Raw genomic sequence first — 22,245 nt, 5'->3', positions numbered from 1 at the left:
TTAATTAATCTGAATTGGATTAATTAAGCTCCCGATAATCCATTTCCGGTCATATCAATAGGATTAACATATTTATTAAAATCTTCTTCAGATATTTTTCCTGAAGAAATTGCAGACTCTTTTAATGTGATATTTTTGGCAATTGCGTTTTCTGCAATATGCGCTGAATTTTGATAGCCAATAATAGGCGATAATGCGGTGACTAACATTACGCTGTTATCAACGTATTGTTTTATTTTTTCATTATTTAATTCAGTTCCTTCAACAGAAAACTCTCTAAACTTATGGCAACCATCAGCTAAGATACGAATAGAGTGAAGTAAATTATTAATAATAATAGGACGCATCGCATTTAATTCAAAATTACCTTGGCTACCCGCTATCGCAATTGTGGAGTCATTGCCCATTACTTGAATGCCAATCATAACAATCGCTTCACATTGTGTTGGATTGACTTTACCGGGCATAATTGAAGAACCTGGTTCATTCGAAGGCAGTATCAGTTCACTGAAGCCACAACGAGGTCCGGATGCTAACCAACGCATATCATTGGCTATTTTTATTAATGCGACAGCAAGACCACGAATAGCTGCATGCCCACGTACTAATGCATCAAGTGACCCTTGAGCAGTAAATTTATTAGGGGCAGTAATAAAAGGTTTTTGTGTTAATTCAGCTATTTTATCTGCAACATCTTTTGAAAAGCCTTTTGGCGCATTTAAGCCTGTTCCTACGGCAGTGCCCCCGACGGCAAGTTTATAAAGATCAGTTTTACTACGGATAATGTCATCTAAAGAATCGCGGAGTTGACCTGCCCAACCATGCCATTCTTGGCCTACGGTGAGCGGTACGGCATCTTCTAAGTGAGTACGACCAATTTTAACGACATTCATCCATGAGTCTGCTTTTTTTTCAATTACTTGAATAAGTTTTTCAATGCTTGGAATTAATTGCTCATCAAGTGCAAAAATAGCTGCGATATGCATTGCAGTAGGGAATGTATCGTTCGAAGACTGCCCCATATTAACATCATCATTAGGCCCCACGGGTATTTGAGAACCTAATTGACCACCTAATAATTGGATAGCCCGATTCGATATAACCTCATTCACATTCATATTTGATTGTGTGCCTGAGCCCGTTTGCCAAACGTAAAGAGGGAAATGTTCGTCAAGTTTTCCACTAATGACTTCATCAGTGGCAAAAATAATTGCCTCTTTTTTCCAATCGGGAAGTCTATTTGCATTAAAATTCACTAAAGCGCAGGACTTTTTAATATAACCGTAGGCATGATATATTTCTTTTGGCATTAAATCATTGCCAATATTAAAATGTTGTAATGAGCGTTGTGTTTGTGCTCCCCAATAATATTGGGCAGGGACATCCACTTTACCCATACTATCAAATTCTTCTCGAGATCCTTTTTCATTAATGCCAATTTTGATGTTTGTATTTAGAGTATACAATTTAGAATCTGTATTAGAGTTGGGCATGAATTTTAACCTCAAATATATCTGAAAAATATAATAATGTTAGCCATCTAATTCAGTGTAGATTAAATATATGGAAATAGACAAGTGTTAATTCAGTGAATTTTTATTTTTATTTATAATGAATATTAATGTGATTATCTCTTTTTGATTTGTTTTTATTTATTATATTAATACATAGGGTTACAATGCTCGTAATTAGATTTTCTCTTAAATTTAAAATATTAAATTTTTAATACAAAATAATATAAATAAAATAGAGCCATACTATGACTTAAATGTCATTCCTACTATAACTGACTGAATGCCATGTTAAACTTATAATTATTTATACTTTAGTTATGACTTGGAATTTTTTAAGCTTGATTTTCATTACATATGAAATAGCTTTGGTTTCTATTCATTTAATTTATTTAAAATCAACTTAACTGATATTTAATTTTGATTTAGCACTTTCGGCCATTATTATTACTTTTTTTAATTTATCGTTATATTTTATTACAAATTTATTGTGTAATACTTAGAATCGAGAAAAATTTGATCTGGTTAGCTTTATTACCCGTACCTACGCAAGGGTTACAGTAGCCTATCTGCTGCTTTTGTTTTATCCTAAGTGCTAGATAAGACGCTTTTTCGCTGATTAAAAATTATGAACTTAGACACCTCAATAGAGTATAGAAAGTGATTTACTCGGGCGAGTTGTTATGAAAAATATAAAAGAGAGAACGCAATGGGTATTCGTATCGTTCCTAAAGAAGAGCTAGGACAAGAAAGATTGAAAGAAAAAGGAATAGGTTTTATTCCTCCTGTTCTATTTCCTAACCTAAAAAGTCTGTATCAACGACGAGCTGAAAGACTCAAAGAACTGGGTATCGGAGAACATCCTTTTGCAGATTATCTTAATTTTGCCGCTGAAGTCGCAACCGCACAAAATAATGCGCAACATGATAATCCGTTAGATGTCGATATGACGGAAGTGCTTGAGCGTGCAATTAATTCAAACAATCCACCGTTAGATATCAAAACGTTTCCACGTACAGCACATTGGCATAAATTGTTGAGATCAATTATTGCTGAGTTAATGCCAGTAGTCCCCGAGTCTGTTCGCCCTGCATTAGAAAATATCGAAAAAGCGTCAGAGACTGAACTTGAAGAAATGGCAACAGCGTTATTAAACCAACAGTTTGAGAAGGTTCCTGCCGATAAATCTATGTTTATTTGGGCTGCATTGTCTGTGTATTGGGCTCAAATGGCCGCCAATATTCCAGGTAAAGCTCGTGCAGAACATGGTGATCATCGTCATTTTTGCCCTGTTTGTAACAGTATGCCGGTTTCAAGCATTGTACAAATCGGAACATCTCAAGGTTTACGCTATTTACACTGTAATTTATGTGAAACCGAATGGCATATGGTGCGTGTGAAATGCAGTAACTGCGAGCAAACTCGAGACTTAAATTACTGGTCTCTCGATGATAAAAATGCGGCAGTGAAAGCTGAAAGTTGTGGTGACTGTGGTAGCTATCTGAAAATCTTATATCAAGAAAAAGAGTCTAAGGTTGAAGCCGTCGCAGATGATTTAGCCTCAATTATACTAGATGCACGGATGGAAGAAGAAGGATTTGCACGTAGTAGTATTAATCCATTCTTATTTCCGGGTGAAAAATAAAAAGCAGTAGATAAGAGAGAATAGTGACTATGGCACAATCGCATCTTGCTTTGTATCGTCAACTTCCGGCTATTGATAAATTGCTACAGTTCGATGAAGCTCAAATTTTGGTTGAACAATCGGGGCTGCATTGGGTAACGGAATGTTTACGTGAAATGCAGGAACAAGCTCGAACTTGTATTGCTCAAGAAGAACGACTGCCTTCATGGCATGACGATTGGTTAAATGAGCTATCAGTGCGCCATGATGCATTAAAACAAAGTGCCTTAAAGAATGTGTTTAATCTCACGGGGACTGTTTTGCACACCAATCTTGGGCGAGCTGTTATGTCGAAAGCTGCGATTGATGCGGTGAGTCAGGTCATGGGATCGCCAGTTACATTAGAATATTCTCTCGATGGTGCGATGCGAGGTCATCGTGATCGTGCTATTGCTGACTTACTTTGTGCATTAACTGGGGCGGAAGATGCTTGCATTGTAAATAATAACGCCGCCGCTGTTTTATTATTATTAGCAACAGTCGCACCAAATCAGCAAGTGATCGTTTCCCGTGGAGAGCTCGTTGAAATTGGCGGCGCTTTTCGGGTTCCTGATGTTATGGCGCAAGCGGGTTGTCAGTTAGTTGAAGTGGGTACAACAAATCGTACTCATTTACGTGATTATGAAAATGCCATTAATCAGCAAACTGCATTATTAATGAAAGTTCATACCAGTAACTACAGTATTGAAGGTTTTACCGCTGAGGTTGAAGGTGACGAACTCGCTGCGCTAGGTAAAAAATACCAATTGCCCACTGCGATTGATTTAGGCAGCGGTTCAATGATTGATATGACCGCTTATGGTTTGCCTGCTGAACCAATGCCCCAGATGTATTTATCTCAAGGTATTGATTTGGTTTCAATTTCTGGGGATAAGCTGCTTGGTGGTCCGCAAGCGGGTATTATTTTAGGTAAGAAAAAGTGGATTGATGCAATTCAAAAACATCCCCTTAAACGCGCTTTACGTGTTGATAAAATGGTATTAGCGGCGTTAGAAGCCACGTTAAAAATGTACCTCACACCAGAAAAACTCACGACTGATTTACCAACATTGCGCTGGTTAACTCGTTCCCCTGAAACCATCAAAAATAGTGCTGATAATGTATTAGTGACATTGCAGGCATTTTACGGGGATAAGTTTATTGTTGAAATAGAGCCGTGTCTTTCCCAAATTGGGAGTGGGTCATTACCGATTGATAGGTTACCGAGTTTTGCAATTACCTTTGCGCCTTTAGATGGAAAAGGGGGCTCATTAGAGCGTCTGGCGGCAAATTGGCGACAATTACCACAACCTGTTATTGGGCGCTTTAAAGAGGGAAAACTCTGGTTAGACTTACGTTGTCTTGATGATGAACACGCATTATTACAGGTTTTACTTTCATGATTTTTGCGACCGCAGGCCATGTAGATCATGGTAAAACATCCCTAATTCAAGCAATTTCAGGGATAAATACCGCGCACCTTCCAGAAGAAAAAAAACGAGGAATGACCATTGACCTTGGCTATGCTTACTGGCCACAGCAAGATGGTAGTGCAATTGGTTTTATTGATGTGCCTGGTCACGAAAAGTTTTTAGCCAATATGCTTGCGGGAATTGGTGGTATTAATCATGCCCTGTTAGTTGTGGCATGTGATGATGGTGTAATGGCCCAAACACGCGAACATCTTGCCATATTAAGACTTGCTGGTTGTCGAAACATTACTGCTATTTTAACTAAAGCGGATCGTGTGGATGCTGAGCAAATCTCATTTGTTACTGAGCAGGTTAAATTAGAATTACGTCAACAAGGCTGGACTGATACAGCCTTGTTTGTCACATCGGTGAGTGATGAACGTGGTATCGAACCGTTACGGCTTTACCTTCAACAGCTTCATCAACAAAGTGAAACTAATGAAAATAGGCAACGTCGCTTTCGCTTAGCGATCGACCGTGTTTTTCACGTTAAAGGTGCAGGCATTGTGGTGACCGGAACTGCATTGGCTGGCAAGATAGATGTGGGTGAAACCTTGTGGGTGACTGGCGCGCAGAAGCCGGTGAGAGTAAGAGGCATTCATCGCCAAAATCAAGCCGCGCAGTTTGCGCAAGCAGGGGATCGTGTTGCATTAAATCTCACGGGTGACATTGATAAAGAAGACATTACTCGAGGTGATTGGTTGCTCGCAGAACAGCCTGCTTTTGAGGCTACACGTGTCATTGTGGAGCTTACTTGCGATTTGCCAATTAAACATTGGCAGCCAGTGCATTTATATCATGGTGCTAGTCATATTACTGGGCGAGTTTCTTTGCTGGTGGATCATGGTGAAACGCCTGTTTTAGCTGAATTGATTTTGGATACGCCACTTTGGTTGGCTGATAATGACCGCGTGATTATTCGTGATATCAGTGCAAGGCAAACGTTGGGAGGCGCTAGGGTCATTCGCTTAGTTTCACCTCGTCGAGGTAAAAGACTTCCTGAATTTCTAGATTGGTTATCTCGTCTTTGTGTTGCAGATGATGAATTAGCGCAATTTAAGCTGCAATTACCTCAGGGTGAGTTGAATCTGCGTAACTATAGTTGGGCTCGACAATTCACCCACCTCCAATTAGAAACATTATTAGCGCAAATTGATATTGAACGTGTTGGTGATAGCGTTTTATCTCTATTTAAAGCGCAAGTTGCCAAAACGCGCTTAGTGGATGTTCTTGAAAACTTCAATGAAATTCACAGCGACCAAATTGGGGTAGGTAAAGCGCGGTTAAAACGTATGGCGCTACCAACCATGAGTGAAGATTTGGTATTTAAATTTATTAACGATCTTATTAATGATGAGTCTATCAAGCAAACCCGTGGCTGGTTGCATATGCCACAACATGGGTTGGTGTTTGATACTCAACAACAGCAGATATGGTTGCAAATTCAGTCACTCTTTCCTCGTTTAGAAGCCTGGTGGGTGCGCGACCTTGCCGCAGAAATTGGACACAGTGAAGATGTTGTAAGACGTGTGTTAAAAAAAGCCGCTCAGATGGGGCTAGTCACGGCCATTGTACGAGATAGGTATTATAGTAGTGAACAAATGCATCAATTTGCTGAGTTAATACTTCGTTACTGCATTGAAAAAGATGTTATCTTTGCTGCGGATTTTCGTAATGAACTTGGAATTGGCCGTAAATTAGCCATTCAAATCCTTGAGTTTTTTGATAAAAGTGGATTTACCCGTCGTAAAGGTGATGGTCATCATTTACGTGATAAAGGCATTTTTATTGAATAAACAGATAGATTAGATCCATTACAATACAACTTTGCATCAACCCTTATATCTATATTGGATTTGTGGTCACGCTAATGAAGAAAAAAATATTTGCAGGCGTCTATCTGGCGCTAATTTTTATTGGATCGCTTTTTTTAGTTTTTGAAAAAAGTGAGGTGATTTATCCAGCGCTGATTTCTATTAGTGTCTATGCCATTTTCTTTGGCGCGTTATTTGCACTCACCACCCGTTGGCTATTTTCTGCAATTGTTACTAGTACTCTGTTCATTGTTATTAAATTTTTTAATCAGTTAAAAGTACATTATTATAAAGAACAGCTCTTTTTTTCTGATATTAATCTTATGACAGATACCTCGAATATGGGGACATTAGGTCACTATTGGTTAGCAGGAATAGCACTGATTGGGCTTCTCATTTTACTGGTTGTCAATGCAATCATTAGTTGGCGCTTACTTCGTCCTTGTAAATCCTTTGCTTTGCGTATTGTGAGTTTGTTGCTCGTGGTAGGCGGATATTATGGCGCAAATTGGTCAAGTACACATTATTATGATGAATGGACACAAACGCTGCCAAAAGGGCGTGGTACAGTCACAAATTTAGTCATGTCCGCGAAAAATTCTACGTATAAATCCCCGCAATTTGCCAGCTCTTCTGATTATTTTATACAACAAGCAGCGGCAGTATCCCTCGCAAATAATAAAACCGAAGTAACAGAAAAACCTGATATTGTCCTGTTATTACAAGAGTCTACCGTTAACCCTAATATTTATGATTTACCGGCTGGAACAAAACTGCCTGAACTGTTTATGTTTCAGCAAGATAAAAATGTGGTTGCTTATAGCCCGATGCGCGTGCAAACCTTTGGTGGTGGGACATGGTTGTCTGAGTTTTCTGCGTTAACAGGCCTGAATAGTGATGATTTTGGTTCTCAAAAAAGCGGTGTATTTTATTTCATTGTTGATCATCTCAATAATAGCTTATTTAAAGAAATGAAAGCCAATGGCTATTATACCGTTGTGCTGACGCCATTTAATAAAGGGGCATACCATTCAGGACACGCTTATGAAACACTCGGTGTTGATAGAATTATTCAACCGCAAGAGCTAGGTTATCCAGGGAAATTACAAGATAATTTATGGACAATAAGCACTGAAGATATGCTCAAGTATGCAAAGGAAATATTGGCAACGGAGACAGATAAACCGGTATTTATTTTCTCTTTAACCATGTATGAGCACGGCCCATATAAAGAAAGTCACAGTGATGATTACGGTATAAAAGATAAAATCAGTAATAAAGATGCGGCAGGCGAATTTAGTCACTATATGGAAAAAATAGTGGCATCAGATAATGCAATGCGTGATTTTGCTGATTTTATTGAAAAACGCGATCGTCCGCTGATGTTCTTGTATTTTGGTGATCATCAGCCAGGTATTAGCTTAAATAAATATAACTCATCGTTTTCATCACCATCTTATATAACCCAATTTACATTGCGTGATAATTTGAAATCAGGCACGAGTGTCAAAACAGGTGAGTTGACGGATATTTCATTTTTAGGGGGTTTGCTACTCGAGCGTGCAAATCTGAAAATATCGCCATTTTATGAGGCGAACATTAAAATGCGTCACTTATGTGATGGAAAGCTAAATGATTGCGAAGATAAGCAGTTACTTGATAGTTATCGCCATTATATTTATCAGACACTTCAAGTGGCAGATAAAGCTGTAGCCGAATAAATAATCGCGGGGGAGACCCCGCAATTATTCGATTTTGGTATAGTTGGCTATTTTCTAGTGGCTAAAATAACGCTTGATGCCTTAATTAATGCGGTAATACCGGCACCCTTCACGAGATTCATTTCTTTAAGACTTTCATTAGTAATAATGGCAGTCAGCTCAATACCTTTACTTGTCACTAAATGAATAGTGCTGTTGACCGCACCCTTAACAATTTGACTAATTTTACCGTTAAATTGATTTCTTGCTGAAAACTGTAAGTCACATTCAGGTTTGATTAAAACAACCCATGGTGCTTTGATAATTGCGATAGCTTCTTTACCGATTTTGAGGCCAAGAGAGTGGCAACTTTCACGTGTAATAACAGTTGTTAATTCTTCACCATTTCCTAAAGATAAAATAATCTCATTATTGACAGCTCCTTCTTTGATTTGGCTAACTGTACCTGTGAGTTGATTACGTGCTGAAATTTGCATGATTTACCTCATTGAGCTTCATAGAATAAAGAATTAAAAATAGAATAAATGTAAATTGCTATTTTAACGCAATTAAACACTAGGTTCGTGGGCGTGATCACGTAATAATAGGGTTTGAACTTATGATTATTATTCTGTTTAATTGACGAAAATGGATAAAATTGTGTGTAATTATTTAAATTTTTTACTTTATTTTTATTAATAATAAAACCAATGAGTAAAATCTCTGTCTTAAGTTCAAGTCAATTATTCTATATGACATCATCGCAGGCTCAAAATAGAGCTTTGAGAACGGTTTAACACTAGAAAGACAATTAATATGAAATATTTAGTCACTGGAAGTGCCGGTTTTATTGGTTTTAGGCTGTGCCAGCGTTTGTTAGAAAGTGGGCATGAGGTTGTTGGAATAGACAACATGAATGCTTATTACGATCAGGGGCTTAAACAGTCTCGATTGCATCTTCTTGAGCAGCATCCTCAATTTCGTTTTATTCCTCTTGATATCACTGACCGAGAAAAGGTCTTAGTCTTGTGTACTCAAGAAGGTTTCGACCGTGTGATTCACCTTGCGGCACAAGCTGGCGTGCGTTATTCACTGCAAAACCCTTTTGCTTATGCAGATAGTAATCTTAATGGCCATCTTGCCATTTTAGAAGGGTGCCGTCAGGCAAAAGTAAAACACTTAGTTTATGCGTCTTCCAGTTCGGTATATGGCATCAATGATAAAACGCCATTTACCACTGACATGCCAACAGATCATCCAATTTCACTGTACGCAGCAACTAAGAAAGCCAATGAATTGATGGCTCACTCTTATTCACATCTTTATCAGTTACCAACAACCGGTTTGCGTTTTTTCACGGTGTATGGCCCTTGGGGTCGCCCAGATATGGCGCTCTTTAAATTTACCAAAGCGATTTTGGCGGGTGAACCGATAGATGTTTATAATAACGGCGATCTCAGTCGTGATTTCACTTTCATTGATGATATTGTCGAAGGGGTTATACGTATTTCGGATATAATTCCACAGGCAGACCCGCAAAATGACTCAAGCTCCCCTGCGCAAAGTAGCGCGCCTTACCGTATATACAATATTGGTAATGGGAAACCCGTTAAATTAATTGAGTTTATTTCGGCATTGGAAAAATCGTTAGGCAAAGAAGCGATTAAAAACTTTTTACCGATGCAAGCAGGGGATGTTTATACCACTTGGGCTGACACGGAAGACTTATTTAAAGCTACCGGCTATCGTCCACAAGTTTCGATTGAACAAGGTGTGCAGGCATTTGTTGATTGGTATCGTGAATATTATCATCAATAATATCCCCATCATGGTCATCTCCGTTGAAAGATTTGAGAGGCAAGTTTGAAAATAGCAATTGCAGGTACAGGTTATGTGGGGTTATCTAACGCCATGTTACTGTCACAAAATCATGAAGTTGTCGCTATCGATATCATCCCTGAAAAAGTGGCGATGTTGAATAATAAGCAATCACCGATTATCGATACTGAAATTGAACAGTTTTTGGCTGAAAAAAAACTAAATTTCCGTGCAACACAAGATAAAGTCGAAGCCTATACCGGTGCTGATTATGTCATCGTTGCGACGCCGACTGACTATGACCCAAAAACCAACTATTTCAATACTAATTCGGTCGAATCGGTTATTCACGACGCTAATAAAATCAATCCGAATGCGACAATTATTGTGAAGTCGACTATTCCGGTTGGTTTTACTGAGCGTTTACGTGAAGAGTTCGGTTATACCAATGTGATTTTCTCCCCTGAGTTTTTACGTGAAGGCCGTGCGTTATGGGATAACCTTTATCCATCACGGATTGTGGTCGGTGAGCGTTCAGAACGTGCACAAGTTTTTGCGAATTTATTACTTGAAGGCGCGATAAAAAAAGATGTGCCGGTATTGTTCACCGATGGTACGGAAGCGGAAGCGGTTAAATTATTTGCTAATACTTATTTAGCAATGCGTGTGGCTTATTTTAATGAGCTCGATACCTATGCCGAAAGTCGCGGTTTAAATGCACGTCAAATTATTGAAGGTGTTTCGTTAGACCCACGTATTGGCGGCCATTATAACAATCCGTCATTCGGTTACGGGGGTTATTGTTTACCGAAAGATACCAAGCAATTGCTAGCGAATTATGATGATGTGCCTAACAATCTGATTAATGCTATCGTCGAATCTAACCGGACTCGTAAAGACTTTATCTCTGATGCCATTATTGCTAAAGCGCCGCGTAAAGTGGGCGTTTATCGCTTAGTGATGAAAGCGGGCTCTGATAATTTCCGCGCCTCGGCAGTGCAAGGCATCATGAAACGCATTAAAGCCAAAGGCATTGAAGTGGTGGTGTATGAGCCCGTGCTCACTGAAGACGAGTTTTTCCGCTCTAAAGTCATCCGTGATTTAGAGGCTTTCAAAGCACAAAGCGATATTATTTTAGCTAACCGTATGGTACCAGAGCTAGAAGATGTGGCGGATAAAGTCTACACCCGTGATTTATTTGGTAGTGACTAATTAGTTATTATTAAATTGATAATTATTAGGCGTCGTAATGCTTAATAATCGGCTTGGTCAGTGAATAATTGCTGACCAATTATCGCTGTTTTATCTTTTTATTTTTATTTAATTCCCTAAAATTTACCTCTTTGTGTTATTTATTCCTCTCCATCGGCTCTTAAGTCTCATTCTGCAAGAATCGCTAAGAAATACGCTTACTCATTTGTTAGCATTTAAAATTATGCGCAATAATCGGCTTAAAAATTATGCAGAAAATAATAAAAACACAAAAAGGTGGATTTAATTTTTATCAAAAAGATCAGGATATTGATTACTGGCAGGTTATTGATGATTATATTCACGGGCGGATCGTTAGCAAAGATTTAGGTAGCGGAAACATTGACCGTAGTGTTGCTATGTTAAATATTGATGGCCGACATTTGATTATTAAGTGTGAAAAAGAGCGCGATAAACGATTAGAAAAACGTCTCATGAGAATGATTTCAGGACCTTATTATTCGCGTTTGCTCCATCGATTAGTTAAAGCACAAAATCAAGGCTGTATGATCACGAATGATATTTATTTTATTGCAGAAAAAGTAAAATGCCGAGAATCTGTCGAAACATGGATCATTGCTGAATTTGTAGAGGGCAGAGTATTAACAGAGCTTGAGGATATCACGCCTTATTATTTTGAAATAGAAACCATTATTAATCAATTGCATGCTTATGGCTTATCTTCAAATGATATCCATGCAGGTAATTTTGTCTTAACTGATAATGGCTTAAAAGTTATCGACCTGTCTGACTATGGCAATTTAACTATCTGTAAAGTGAATGATTTGATTGCGTTAAAACGCTTCTATGGTATTGAACCTACGAAAAAAAGCCTAATCTATCGTCTTATCATGTTCAGAGATAATTTTCGCCATTGGTCACGAAAAATGAGAGGCAAGAAAACACGATTATAATTAGCTTATTATTTAATTTTTAGTTCGTTAGCGACGAATTATTGCTTTAATTGGCATAAAGCATCTAAAAATTCAGGAGTAAAACTTCCAGTTCCTCGACATCTTTGGGTCGCAATTTCTCCAGCTTGTTTCATTATGGCGCAAACACTCGCGATATTGATTAATTTGTCACCTGATAATGCACAACTTGCAGTGACAACTGCAGATAGTGCACATCCCGTCCCGACAACTCGAGTCATCAGAGGATCTCCACCAGTAACCGCAAAAGTGCGTTCACCATCAGTGACATAATCGATTTCACCACTAATCGCGACAATGGTATTGGTTGCTTTAGCTAAATGTTGAGCAGCAGGTAGTGCATCGTGAGTTGTATTGAGTGAATCAACTCCTTTTCCACCTCGGCCGACTCCCACGAGTGCCATAATTTCTGAAGCATTACCGCGAATTGCGGTCGGTTTCAACATGAGTAATTCGTGGCAGAAACGAGTACGAAAAGTTAATGCGCCAGCAGCCACAGGATCAAGTACCCAGGGTTTACCTGCTTTATTAGCACTATTTACAGCTAAGCGCATGGCATGTTGTCTGTCAGTGGTTAAGGTACCGACATTAATTAATAGCCCACTCGCCATAGCGGCAAATTGTTCTGCTTCTTCTGGCTCAATCACCATGGCAGGCGAACAACCTAGTGCTAATAATACATTGGCAGTAAATGTTTGAACGACATCATTAGTCATGCAGTGTATGAGAGGGGATTTTGCATGTAACTGCTGAATAGTTTTTGTATTTATGATGGCATTAATAGTTTCAAATCCTGACATGTTTCCTCTCATTAACCGTAGCTATGCGTAGAATAACAAATTCCATTCTACGCATTTTATTGAGACTGTTAATGTTAATTAGCTAATCAGATAAATAATTTTCCATGACCATACCCCCTGCTCCTTGAGCTACTATCTCGTAAGAGTCATTGGCGGCATAAACTTTTGTTTTGATATGGGGAAAAGCGGCTAATTTATTTTCTATCGATTTTTTTGTGACTGCAAAAAAGTGGTTCTTTGGCGTTAGTGTTCCACCACAAACAACAACATCAGCTTGTGTTGTGAGTATGGCATTGGCGATAGCGATACCATAGTAATACGCAGCCTCCTCTAATGCCTCTAAACACAAAGAGTCATTTTGGGTGAGTGCTTGGAAAATAGTATGGTAATTAATTTCTGATTCTGATTGAACGAGATCATTAATAATTGAAGTTTTACCGAGTCTTAATTGTTGGATGACTCGGGATTTAATCGCAGAAAGCGAACTATATTGTTTCAAGCAACCAAAAGAGCCACAGTCACAGCGCTGGCCATTAATATCGATGGTAGTATGACCAAACGCTTGTGCGGTACTGATTGGCGCAGGGGCTAGTTGGTTATTGATGATGGTGCTACTACGAATATCGGTGTCGCAAGTGGTAAATAAAAAACGTTGGCTATCAGAGATATATCGCAACCGGTATTCAGCAAAGGCGGCAAAATTAATGCCACTGCCGAGTAAGACGAAGCAGGGGACTTTTTGGGTGATATAGTTATATAGCGCTTTTATTCTTGTGCTATAGAGGTGATAAGATAGTTTGTCTCGTTCTAAGATATGGTCGATTGCAATCCCCATCCCCAGAATTTCTTTTGTTGTTAATTGGTGCTCTGCGAGAAGCTCATCTACTTTGACTAATAAATGGTCGAGCATATTTTCGGCAGTTTCAAGATGCTCATATTTGATTTTTACTCGACCTAAAATATCGAGTTTTAGGTTCTGTAAGACGATAGTTGAGTAAATATCACTCATTTCTATTCCAATAAGATAACCATCATCAGGGTTGATGCTATATAGAATAGGTTTCCGCCCACCGGTTGATTCCCCTAGCTCAGAAGTTGAAATTAGCTGACATTTGCTGAGTTCATCGAGTAATCGCGCGCAGGTTGCAGATTTCATACTTGCAAGGGACGCTAATGTTTCTGCCCTTATTGGTCCATGGTTAAGGATGAGCCGATAGAGCATTTTAAGTTTCTGAGTTTTTGAATTTTTTGAGGTGCGAAATTCATTTAATAGTGTGTGTAACAAGCAACCTCTCCCTTTGTGTTTCTGCCACTGCATCAAAGATTAGCAGATTTACGCATTGAGTACTGCACCATGATTCACACATCATACCGAGAATCTTTTTCTTAAAATGAGATTAAGATCGCGGTTCGGTTTTTAAATTGCTTTATGATGGCTTTTAACAATCCTTATTCAGTGTTAATTCGGAGATAGCCATGCATAACACGAAAGATATTTTAGAATGCTTGAATTTTATTCAGTCACGCACTGACCTTAAACCAACAGTTGGTATCATTTTAGGTTCTGGTTTGGGCCCTTTCGCGGATACATTAGAAAATGCGGTTCATATTCCTTACAGCGAAATTCCTCATTTTGCTAAATCTGAAGCCGTCGGTCACGCTAATGAGCTTGTCATCGGAACTATAGCGGGTAAGAGCGTTGTTGCGATGAAAGGTCGCTTCCACTATTACGAAGGTTTTTCGCTGGATCAAGTCACTTTCCCTGTACGTTTAATGAAGGCGCTTGGCGTTGAAAAATTGATTATCACGAACGCATGTGGCGCTGTGAATACCGATTTTAATCCAGGTGATTTGATGATCATCACTGACCACATCAATTTGACGGCTAACAACCCATTAATGGGACCAAATAACCCTGAATTGGGTGTTCGCTTCCTTGATGTGAGTGAAGTTTATAATAAAGAATTACGTCAAACTATTAAAGATGTAGCGAAAGAACAAGGCGTTAGTGTACGCGAAGGTGTGTATGCATGGTGGACGGGTCCAACTTATGAAACACCAGCAGAAATTCGTATGATCAGAACACTAGGCGCAGATGCAGTGGGTATGTCTACAGTACCAGAAGCGCTTGTGGCTCATCATTCACAAATCAAAACAGTGGGTATCTCCTGCTTGACCAATATGGCTTGCGGAATTTTAGAACAGCCATTAAGCCATGACGAAGTGATCGAAACCGCTGAAAGAGTGAAGGCGACCTTCTTAAACTTAGTGACCGGTGTGATTCAGCGCTTCTAGCTTTTTCTCAAAATAATATAAAGAATGTCATAGGCATACAGTAGGTAATTATTGAAATGAAATTTAAAGGTCTGATTTTAGTTTCTTTAGGGGCTTGCAGCTATGGCATTCTTTCTACGCTTGTTGTTTTAGCATATCGAGCTGGTTTTTCTTTAAGTGACGTCATCGGCAGTCAAACAGTCTTAGGTGCTTTTTTATTGTGGCTGTTTGTGGTTCTTGGCGCGGCCATGAGAAAGAAACGCTTAGCCTGGCCGTCACGTAAGCAGACGTTAATGATGTTATTAACAGGAACAACAACCGGTCTGACGGGGTTATTGTATTATGCCTCATTACAGCATTTATCCCCTGCACTAGGTGTTGTTTTATTTTTGCAATTTACGTGGATGGGAGTGGCGATTAATGCTGTTGTTACTCGACGTATGCCGCCAGTTATGACACTAATTTCTGTTTTCGTAATTTTAGTGGGGACGGTGTTGGCGACAGGGTTATTGAATAATGGCAGTATCTCGTTTCATTGGAGCGGAGTCGCTTTAGGGCTGTGCGCCGCATTATCGAACGCGATACGTGTTTATGTGAGTGGTGCATTGGCGGTAAAAACTGATCCAATGATGCGCTCTGCGATTATGGTGACCGGTGGAGCAATTTTAACCTCTATTGTAGTTCCTCCTACATTTTTACTCGATTTATCAACGTTTCAATCGCTCTTTTTATCTTATGGGTTACCGCTGGCTTTTTTTGGTTCTTTCTTTGGAATGTGGATGTTTGCAAAAGGCACTCCGCTGATCGGAACAAGTTTGGCAACTATCGTCAGCTCCATGCAGCTTCCTGTAACCATATTACTTTCAGTTACCGTATTACATTTACCTCTCGAATTCATTCAGTTAGTTGGCGTTGTCGTTATTCTAATGGGTGTCGCTATTGCTGAGTTGAAGATAAAAACAAATAAATATAACTCCAAACGGAGCTTAGTATGAATATAAAATCTCGCTTAAAAGTAATGCTTTTTCTGCAATATTTTGTCTGGGGAAGTTGGTTAGTTACACTCGGTTCCTACATGATCAAAACACTAAGTTTTTCAGGTGCTGAAGTAGGGATGGTATATAGTTCGAAAGGTATTGCAGCCATTTTAATGCCGGGAATTATCGGTATTATTGCAGATAAGTATATCCCAGCAAATCGTTTATACATGATTTGTCATTTAATTGGCGCGGCTTCATTGTTTTATGCAACGACAGTGACTGACTCGACAACTATGTTTTGGATTATGTTAATTAATGCGATGGCATTTATGCCTACGATTGCATTATCTAACTCAATTAGTTATTCATCATTGAGCCAATATCAGCTTGATTCAGTTGTTAATTTCCCATCGATTCGTGTGTTTGGTACTGTGGGTTTTATCATTGCGATGTGGAGTATTAGCTTACTGAAATTTGAGCTAAGCAGTATGCAGCTTTATATTGCGGCGGGTTGTTCTCTCGTATTGGCTGCATATTCGGTAACATTACCGAAAATCCCTGTGAATAAAACCGCGATTTCAACGAGTTGGATGAGCAAGCTAGGGTTGGATGCACTGGTATTATTTAAAAAACCTATCATGGCAGTTTTCTTTTTATTCGCGATGCTACTTGGCGCGGTGCTACAAATTACTAATACCTTTGGTAATCCGTTCATTCATGATTTTGGCCTTAATCCTTTGTACCAAGATAGTTTTATTGTGCAATATCCATCGATTCTATTATCGATTTCTCAAATGGCAGAAGTGTGCTTTATTCTTGCAATTCCATTTGTGTTAAAGCGCTACGGTATTAAGACTGTCATGCTATTGAGTATGTTCGCATGGACATTAAGATTTGGTTTCTTTGCCTTCGGTGACCCTTCAGCAATTGGTTTGATGTTCTTAATCATGTCAATGATTGTGTATGGTTGTGCGTTTGACTTCTTTAATATCTCAGGTTCAATTTTCATTGAAAAAGAAGTGGATACAAGAATGCGGGCCAGTGCTCAAGGCTTATTTATGACGATGGTTAATGGGGTTGGTGCTTATTTTGGTGCCATACTCAGTGGACAAGTTGTCGATTACTTTACATTTGATGGTATTAAAGATTGGCAAATGATTTGGTTAGTCTTTGCATCATATACCGTTATCTTAGCCATTATTTTCCAATTCACTTTCCATTATCACCACGATAAAAACGCGGCTTTGAAAAAAGTGAAAGCGAGTTAAAACGAAAGCAACGTTAAATTAAAGCTAAATTAAGAGAGAAAACTGATATAAAGGTTTTCTCTTTTTTTTTGCAAACCACGATTAAACAAAATTACGTTTTCCACGTAAAATATGTTCAGTTAAGGTTTCTTCAGCCTGACTATATTGCTTCGTTTTCAATTGTTCAATTAGCTGGCTGTGCTGCTTGGTTGATTCCGCATAATATTCATTACGGTAAATAGGGTCTGGTTGGAAATAGACACGTTGGCGAATGTTATCAGCTAAATCTAAAAACACCGTGTTATCGAGTAATTCGAGAAAGAAACGGTGAAAGCGTTCATCTTCTTTAATCCATTCATAATAATCATTGTTTTCTAGCAAGCTATATTGGCGTTCTACTATTTTCTCTAAAATAACAAAATGCTCTGTGGTTAAATAATCTCTCACTAGTTTAATGGCATGAGATTCAATGGCTAATCTCAAGTCATAGTTATCTCGAGTTTCCTTTAAAGAGAGCTTTTGGATGAAAACTCCCTTGCGTGGAATTATTTTGACTAAACCTTCATTTTGTAATTGGTAAAGTGCCTCACGTATCGGTGTGCGACTCATACCGAGTTCATCAACTAAACTATTCTCTGAGGTATAACTTTCTTCACCAAATTGTTTGGTGAGGATTTTTGTTTTAATCGCGGTGTAAGCTTGTTGGCTTAATGGTTTATCTTTCATGTGAATATCATACAGAAGTAGGGTTTTTAGTGAGTATAGAAAGGAACCTACTGGTATACAAGCTATACACCAACTTTATATCTATTGGTTATGATGATGTTGTTAATATGAAAAATCAGCATCCATGCTGATTTTGGCAGTAAATTAGTACAATTCAGGGCGTCTATTTTGTATACAAGGTAATTTTTGACGAGTTTCTGCGGTATGTTGTGTTGATATCTCTGCAAAAAAGACAGTTTCATCATAACCTGCGGAGGCAATCGTGACGCCCATCGCATCACAAATGAGGCTACGGCCAATAAAGATATTACCTGTTTGGTCGCAGGCACATACTGGTATTGTATTTTCCAACGCTCTTATTTTAACCAACCCTTGGTAGTGCTCTTCTTTTAATGGGCCACTGACCCATGCTGTTGGTACGAGTAGTAAATCTGCACCCGCTAATGCGAGTTTTCGAGCAACTTCAGGGAAACGTAATTCGTAGCAAACTAAGATACCTATTTTGCCAAATTCAGTTTCTACGGGTTCAAGTTTATTATTACTTTGAATAATATTGAGTGATTCTTGATAAGAAAATGCGTCGTAGAGATGCGTTTTTTGATAGTGATAAACCAACTCGCCTTGTCGGTTTAACATAATTGTCGTATTAAATGCGCGTTTAGGCTCATTCAGTGCACTTTCATAAATACCACAAGTGACATAGATACCATTTTCCTTTGCGGTTTTTGCGAGTTGGGAAACAAAAGGCCCATTGATTGGCTCGGCAATATCAGCATAAGAAATACCTGTATCAGGCGGAACAAAAGCCATAAACATTTCAGGTAATAACACCATATCTGCGCCACCTTGCGCGGCTTTTTGTATGGCTTCACAGGCTTTGTTTAAATTTTGTTGTTTATTAGGACTGCTAGCAAGTTGAGCAATTGCGATTTTCATGGGAGCTCCTTATTCAAAGAATTTTGCTGCGCCAGAGATAGCTGCCAAGGTTTCCCCTGCATCTATACGCTTTTTAACATCAATTTCAGCATGTTGCGCGTTAAGTGCTCGTTGGCTGTATTCTTTAATGAAGGCTTCATCTGCAACTAGCACGCCGTCACCATCTGCAATAATGAGATTGCCAGGATAAATTGTGACGCCATCAACGCTAATTGGTACGTTGATGGCTCCCTCTATACCTAAAATACGAGTGGTAAGTGGGCTAACTTTACGCGCGAAAATAGGTATGCCAATTTCACGTAATGCTTTGATATCGGTAACGCAGCCATCAATAATTGCACCTGCAATTTTTTTCTCTCGTGCCATATAGGAAACCATTTCTCCCCAGCAAGCTCTATCGAAATCGCCTGACATATCAATACAAATAACATCACCTTCTTGCACAATATCAAATACTTTATGTACTGCACTAGAATCCATGTGCGGAATACGAACGGTGACGGCATGGCCAATAAATTGGCATTTTTCAATTTGTGGACGTAATGTTTTAATAAAACCAAAATCGGTCATATGGCCGATGGTTGAAGGACAAACATGACGGCAGCTTTCAATAGTTTCTTGAGTAAAATGAGCAATGCGAGGATTGAGAGTAAACATAAAGGCACCTTTTAGTTAATCGTTTTTAAAATTATGGATATGAGTGATAACTAGCTATTATTAGTTGCACTGATTAATGGTTTATCCGGTTGAATAAAAAACCAGCAGATGATGGCTAAACTGATTGGAATAACATTAAAAAGTAATGCTACAGTCCATCCAAAATGTTGAGCTAACCAACCGCAAAGGATTGGCGAGATAACCCCTCCAAGATTTCCCCATAAATTCATCCAACCACTGACTGAACCTGCAAATTGACGGCCTTTATCTGCGGCAATTGCCCATGAGGTCACAACCGGAAGCCCTAAAGAACCAAGTGCTAAAGTTAGCCACGCTACACTTGTAACCGCACTTTCTGTTTGGGCTGCCCCACAGATACCAATAATAAATAAGATGAAACCGAAGATGGCGATATAGCCGCGAGCGACGAGTTGAGAATAACCTTTATTTAAGAGCCAATCTGAAATTGAACCGGCGCTAAGTACAGCAATACAGATAGCGAGCCAAGGAAAACTGGCTGCAACACCCATTTGGGTGAGTGAGAAACCACGTGCTTCTTGCAGATAGGTGGGTAACCAAATCATGAAAAGAGTGGTCATGTAGGCAACAAAGAAATATTGGAAACCGACTGCCCAAAAAGAGCGTTCCTTCATAAAGAGTCGCCAAGGGGCTTTTACATTTTCAGCGCCTTGTTCGCCAATGCTCCGTCCATCTTTGATAAACTCAATTTCTTCTGGGGTAATATTGGGATGTTCTTCAGGCCGATTGCGTGCAAAGAAATACCAAATTGCACCCATGACGATGCCGACAACGCCAAAAATCCAAAATACGGCGTGCCAACCGAATGAAATCATAATGAATACTGTTAGTGTTGGCGCAATAACGGGGCCAAAATAGGAACCTGCGAGCAAGAAGCTTGCTGCGCGTGCTTTTTCATTTTGACGAAACCACCAAGTATTGAATACCGCATTAGAGGGATATAACGGCGCTTCACCGACACCAAATAAGAAACGCACAATACACAGCCAAACATAAGTTGGTGCGACTACTGTTAGGATCGTGAAAGCAGACCAAACATACAGACTGATTGTAGCAATTAGGCGACTACCAAAACGTTCTGCAAGTATGCCACTTGGAATTTGTGCGAGAGCATAACCAAGAGAAAATAGTGCACCAAGAAAACCAAATTGGACCTTACTCATCCCTAAATCGGTCATCATAGACTCCGCCACAATAGAAATATTGGCGCGATCCATATAAGCAACTAAGCCGATAGCAAAAAATATTGCCGCTAATCCCCAACGTAAACGTCCCGGTGGATTTTTCGCCACTGGAGCTGTAATAGAGTCTTTATTTGACATAGCCTTACCTTTTTTATTGGTCTGTAGAGGTAATAAACTGAGTTATATTTTATTGTATTTATATTGAATTCAACTTGTATACAAGATGGATGTTAATGACGAGTTATTGCCATGTCAAAGATATGTTTTGCTATTTGTGATTTGACTCAAAATATCTGATGATTTTATGAACAACATCAAACTTTGAGATATAACGAAGGCTAGCTTTATTTATTGCTTAATAAACAATGGATTATGAAAAGGTTGGTTTGATTGAAAATGAATTTTGCTTTATAGCTAAAATGATATCGTTGGGTTTCGTCATCAACCTGAGTGATCGCGAAGGTATTCTAAGCATGGTGTGACTAGTTTGTATTGTAGGTCAGCTATTTTTATCAATTAATTCACGTAGGCACTGTGCTAATTGATCAACAGTTTTTTCGCCTGTTGCCGCTTCTACGGTTAGATTTTCAAGTGTACAGTCATTATCGCGGATTTTAATACCATTGCGATAAAGAAAAGTCATTGTCACAAAAAATGCAGTACGTTTATTGCCGTCATGAAAAATATGACCACGGGCAATGGCAACCCAATAGGTTGCTGCTAATTCAATAATATCTGTGATATTTTCATAGTGAGTACGATTTTGTACTCGATAAATTAGTGCTTCAGCTCTGCCGACATCTGACATACCGCTAACGCCGGGAAAACGTTGTAATATGCGGTCATGGAAAGCAATAACTTCTTGTGCACTAATCCATATCATCGATTCGTTAGCGCCTCTACAGTGTGTCCATGACGTTGCATTATGGTATCAAACTCTGCATCTAGTTTAGCGTTTTGATACGCCTCGAATTCAGTTTTACTGATAACTATTGCTGAACTACCATCTCTACGAGTAATTTCAATGGGCTCGCCATGGACTGCTGCATCTAGCACTTCAGAAATATTGGCACGAGCTTGAGTTGAAGTATATGTACGCATAATATGCCTCCTTAAATGTACATTTCTATTGTACATTTAATAGGTGATTCTTTCAAATATAGAGATAGAGTTTATTTTTAGAGGAATATTCAAATTTGCACTTTTGATTATTCACTAAAAGTAAAAAAGCCAGCTAATAC

The 22,245-nt window shown here is 38.9% G+C and carries 20 protein-coding genes; 10 read left to right on the top strand and 10 right to left on the bottom strand.

Going from position 1 to position 22,245, the window contains the following annotated elements; translation table 11 throughout:
* Positions 1 to 23: 23 nt before the first annotated feature.
* Positions 24 to 1,493 (bottom strand): class II fumarate hydratase, encoded by a 1,470-nt coding sequence (fumC, locus tag ACTH6U_RS07880; RefSeq protein WP_441831957.1) that lies wholly within the window; start codon positions 1,491 to 1,493, stop codon positions 24 to 26.
* Positions 1,494 to 2,220: 727 nt separating this feature from the next.
* Between fumC and fdhE the strand changes: the two genes are divergently transcribed.
* From fdhE to ACTH6U_RS07860, 4 genes are all read left to right on the top strand, one after another.
* Complete coding sequence (gene fdhE, locus ACTH6U_RS07875) at positions 2,221 to 3,156, top strand: formate dehydrogenase accessory protein FdhE (RefSeq protein WP_294101472.1); 936 nt, start codon at positions 2,221 to 2,223, stop codon at positions 3,154 to 3,156.
* A 29-nt stretch (positions 3,157 to 3,185) separates the two neighbouring features.
* Positions 3,186 to 4,577: an L-seryl-tRNA(Sec) selenium transferase gene (gene selA, locus ACTH6U_RS07870; RefSeq protein ID WP_441831956.1), complete on the top strand. Its 1,392-nt coding sequence runs from the start codon at positions 3,186 to 3,188 to the stop codon at positions 4,575 to 4,577.
* Positions 4,574 to 6,442: a selenocysteine-specific translation elongation factor gene (gene selB, locus ACTH6U_RS07865; protein ID WP_441831955.1), complete on the top strand. Its 1,869-nt coding sequence runs from the start codon at positions 4,574 to 4,576 to the stop codon at positions 6,440 to 6,442. The genes selA and selB overlap by 4 nt, the downstream gene beginning before the upstream one ends.
* 74 nt (positions 6,443 to 6,516) lie before the next feature.
* The gene (locus tag ACTH6U_RS07860; protein ID WP_441831954.1) at positions 6,517 to 8,181 is read left to right on the top strand and encodes an LTA synthase family protein; all 1,665 of its coding nucleotides are present in this window, start codon (positions 6,517 to 6,519) and stop codon (positions 8,179 to 8,181) included.
* Between the two features lie 47 nt (positions 8,182 to 8,228).
* Here ACTH6U_RS07860 and ACTH6U_RS07855 read toward each other — a convergent pair whose 3' ends face one another.
* Entirely contained in the window at positions 8,229 to 8,657 is a 429-nt protein-coding gene (locus tag ACTH6U_RS07855; protein WP_441831953.1) for a TOBE domain-containing protein, read from the bottom strand.
* A 319-nt stretch (positions 8,658 to 8,976) separates the two neighbouring features.
* Here ACTH6U_RS07855 and ACTH6U_RS07850 point away from each other — a divergent pair, with 319 nt between their 5' ends.
* The 3 genes from ACTH6U_RS07850 (at position 8,977) to ACTH6U_RS07840 (ending at position 12,143) form a co-directional block, all read left to right on the top strand.
* Complete coding sequence (locus ACTH6U_RS07850) at positions 8,977 to 9,978, top strand: NAD-dependent epimerase (protein WP_294101458.1); 1,002 nt, start codon at positions 8,977 to 8,979, stop codon at positions 9,976 to 9,978.
* A 45-nt stretch (positions 9,979 to 10,023) separates the two neighbouring features.
* Positions 10,024 to 11,190, top strand: coding sequence for a nucleotide sugar dehydrogenase (locus ACTH6U_RS07845; RefSeq protein WP_434720492.1), 1,167 nt, complete (start codon positions 10,024 to 10,026; stop codon positions 11,188 to 11,190).
* Positions 11,191 to 11,438: 248 nt separating this feature from the next.
* Positions 11,439 to 12,143: a lipopolysaccharide core heptose(II) kinase RfaY gene (locus tag ACTH6U_RS07840; protein WP_294110006.1), complete on the top strand. Its 705-nt coding sequence runs from the start codon at positions 11,439 to 11,441 to the stop codon at positions 12,141 to 12,143.
* A 38-nt stretch (positions 12,144 to 12,181) separates the two neighbouring features.
* Here ACTH6U_RS07840 and thiM read toward each other — a convergent pair whose 3' ends face one another.
* Together thiM and ACTH6U_RS07830 are read right to left on the bottom strand one after the other, a co-directional pair.
* Positions 12,182 to 12,961: a hydroxyethylthiazole kinase gene (thiM, locus tag ACTH6U_RS07835; protein ID WP_441831952.1), complete on the bottom strand. Its 780-nt coding sequence runs from the start codon at positions 12,959 to 12,961 to the stop codon at positions 12,182 to 12,184.
* Positions 12,962 to 13,043: 82 nt separating this feature from the next.
* Positions 13,044 to 14,183 carry an ROK family protein gene (locus ACTH6U_RS07830; RefSeq protein ID WP_294110009.1) on the bottom strand — a complete coding sequence of 380 codons (1,140 nt, stop codon included), beginning with the start codon at positions 14,181 to 14,183 and terminating at the stop codon, positions 13,044 to 13,046.
* A gap of 254 nt (positions 14,184 to 14,437) precedes the next feature.
* Here ACTH6U_RS07830 and ACTH6U_RS07825 point away from each other — a divergent pair, with 254 nt between their 5' ends.
* From ACTH6U_RS07825 to ACTH6U_RS07815, 3 genes are read left to right on the top strand one after another with little or no spacing between them, the layout of a single operon-like run.
* Positions 14,438 to 15,256 carry a purine-nucleoside phosphorylase gene (locus ACTH6U_RS07825; protein ID WP_294110011.1) on the top strand — a complete coding sequence of 273 codons (819 nt, stop codon included), beginning with the start codon at positions 14,438 to 14,440 and terminating at the stop codon, positions 15,254 to 15,256.
* A gap of 56 nt (positions 15,257 to 15,312) precedes the next feature.
* A complete protein-coding gene (locus tag ACTH6U_RS07820) occupies positions 15,313 to 16,230 on the top strand; it encodes a DMT family transporter (protein WP_336431007.1) in 918 nt (305 codons plus the stop codon).
* A complete protein-coding gene (locus tag ACTH6U_RS07815; protein ID WP_294110014.1) occupies positions 16,227 to 17,483 on the top strand; it encodes a nucleoside permease in 1,257 nt (418 codons plus the stop codon). The genes ACTH6U_RS07820 and ACTH6U_RS07815 overlap by 4 nt, the downstream gene beginning before the upstream one ends.
* 81 nt (positions 17,484 to 17,564) lie before the next feature.
* On the opposite strand, the gene ACTH6U_RS07810 is transcribed toward ACTH6U_RS07815, so the two are convergent.
* The 6 genes from ACTH6U_RS07810 to ACTH6U_RS07785 all read right to left on the bottom strand — a co-directional run bounded on the left by ACTH6U_RS07810 (position 17,565) and on the right by ACTH6U_RS07785 (position 22,105).
* A complete protein-coding gene (locus ACTH6U_RS07810; RefSeq protein ID WP_294350948.1) occupies positions 17,565 to 18,188 on the bottom strand; it encodes a GntR family transcriptional regulator in 624 nt (207 codons plus the stop codon).
* A gap of 144 nt (positions 18,189 to 18,332) precedes the next feature.
* Positions 18,333 to 19,124, bottom strand: coding sequence for a carbon-nitrogen hydrolase family protein (locus tag ACTH6U_RS07805; RefSeq protein WP_441831951.1), 792 nt, complete (start codon positions 19,122 to 19,124; stop codon positions 18,333 to 18,335).
* A gap of 9 nt (positions 19,125 to 19,133) precedes the next feature.
* Positions 19,134 to 19,781, bottom strand: coding sequence for an RraA family protein (locus ACTH6U_RS07800; RefSeq protein WP_434720487.1), 648 nt, complete (start codon positions 19,779 to 19,781; stop codon positions 19,134 to 19,136).
* 50 nt (positions 19,782 to 19,831) lie between these two features.
* Positions 19,832 to 21,142 carry an MFS transporter gene (locus ACTH6U_RS07795; RefSeq protein WP_434720486.1) on the bottom strand — a complete coding sequence of 437 codons (1,311 nt, stop codon included), beginning with the start codon at positions 21,140 to 21,142 and terminating at the stop codon, positions 19,832 to 19,834.
* Positions 21,143 to 21,503: 361 nt separating this feature from the next.
* Entirely contained in the window at positions 21,504 to 21,887 is a 384-nt protein-coding gene (locus ACTH6U_RS07790; RefSeq protein ID WP_336431008.1) for a type II toxin-antitoxin system death-on-curing family toxin, read from the bottom strand.
* On the bottom strand, positions 21,884 to 22,105 hold the full coding sequence (locus tag ACTH6U_RS07785; RefSeq protein ID WP_336431009.1) for a type II toxin-antitoxin system Phd/YefM family antitoxin: 222 nt from the start codon (positions 22,103 to 22,105) through the stop codon (positions 21,884 to 21,886). The genes ACTH6U_RS07790 and ACTH6U_RS07785 overlap by 4 nt, the downstream gene beginning before the upstream one ends.
* Between the last annotated feature and the right edge of the window lie 140 nt (positions 22,106 to 22,245).

It is taken from the genome of Providencia sp. (genome assembly GCF_052096715.1).
In the GTDB taxonomy this organism is placed as follows: Bacteria; Pseudomonadota; Gammaproteobacteria; order Enterobacterales; family Enterobacteriaceae; genus Providencia.
The sequence above is the reverse complement of the archived record's forward strand: the minus strand, read 5'-3'. Positions and strand labels throughout refer to the sequence as shown.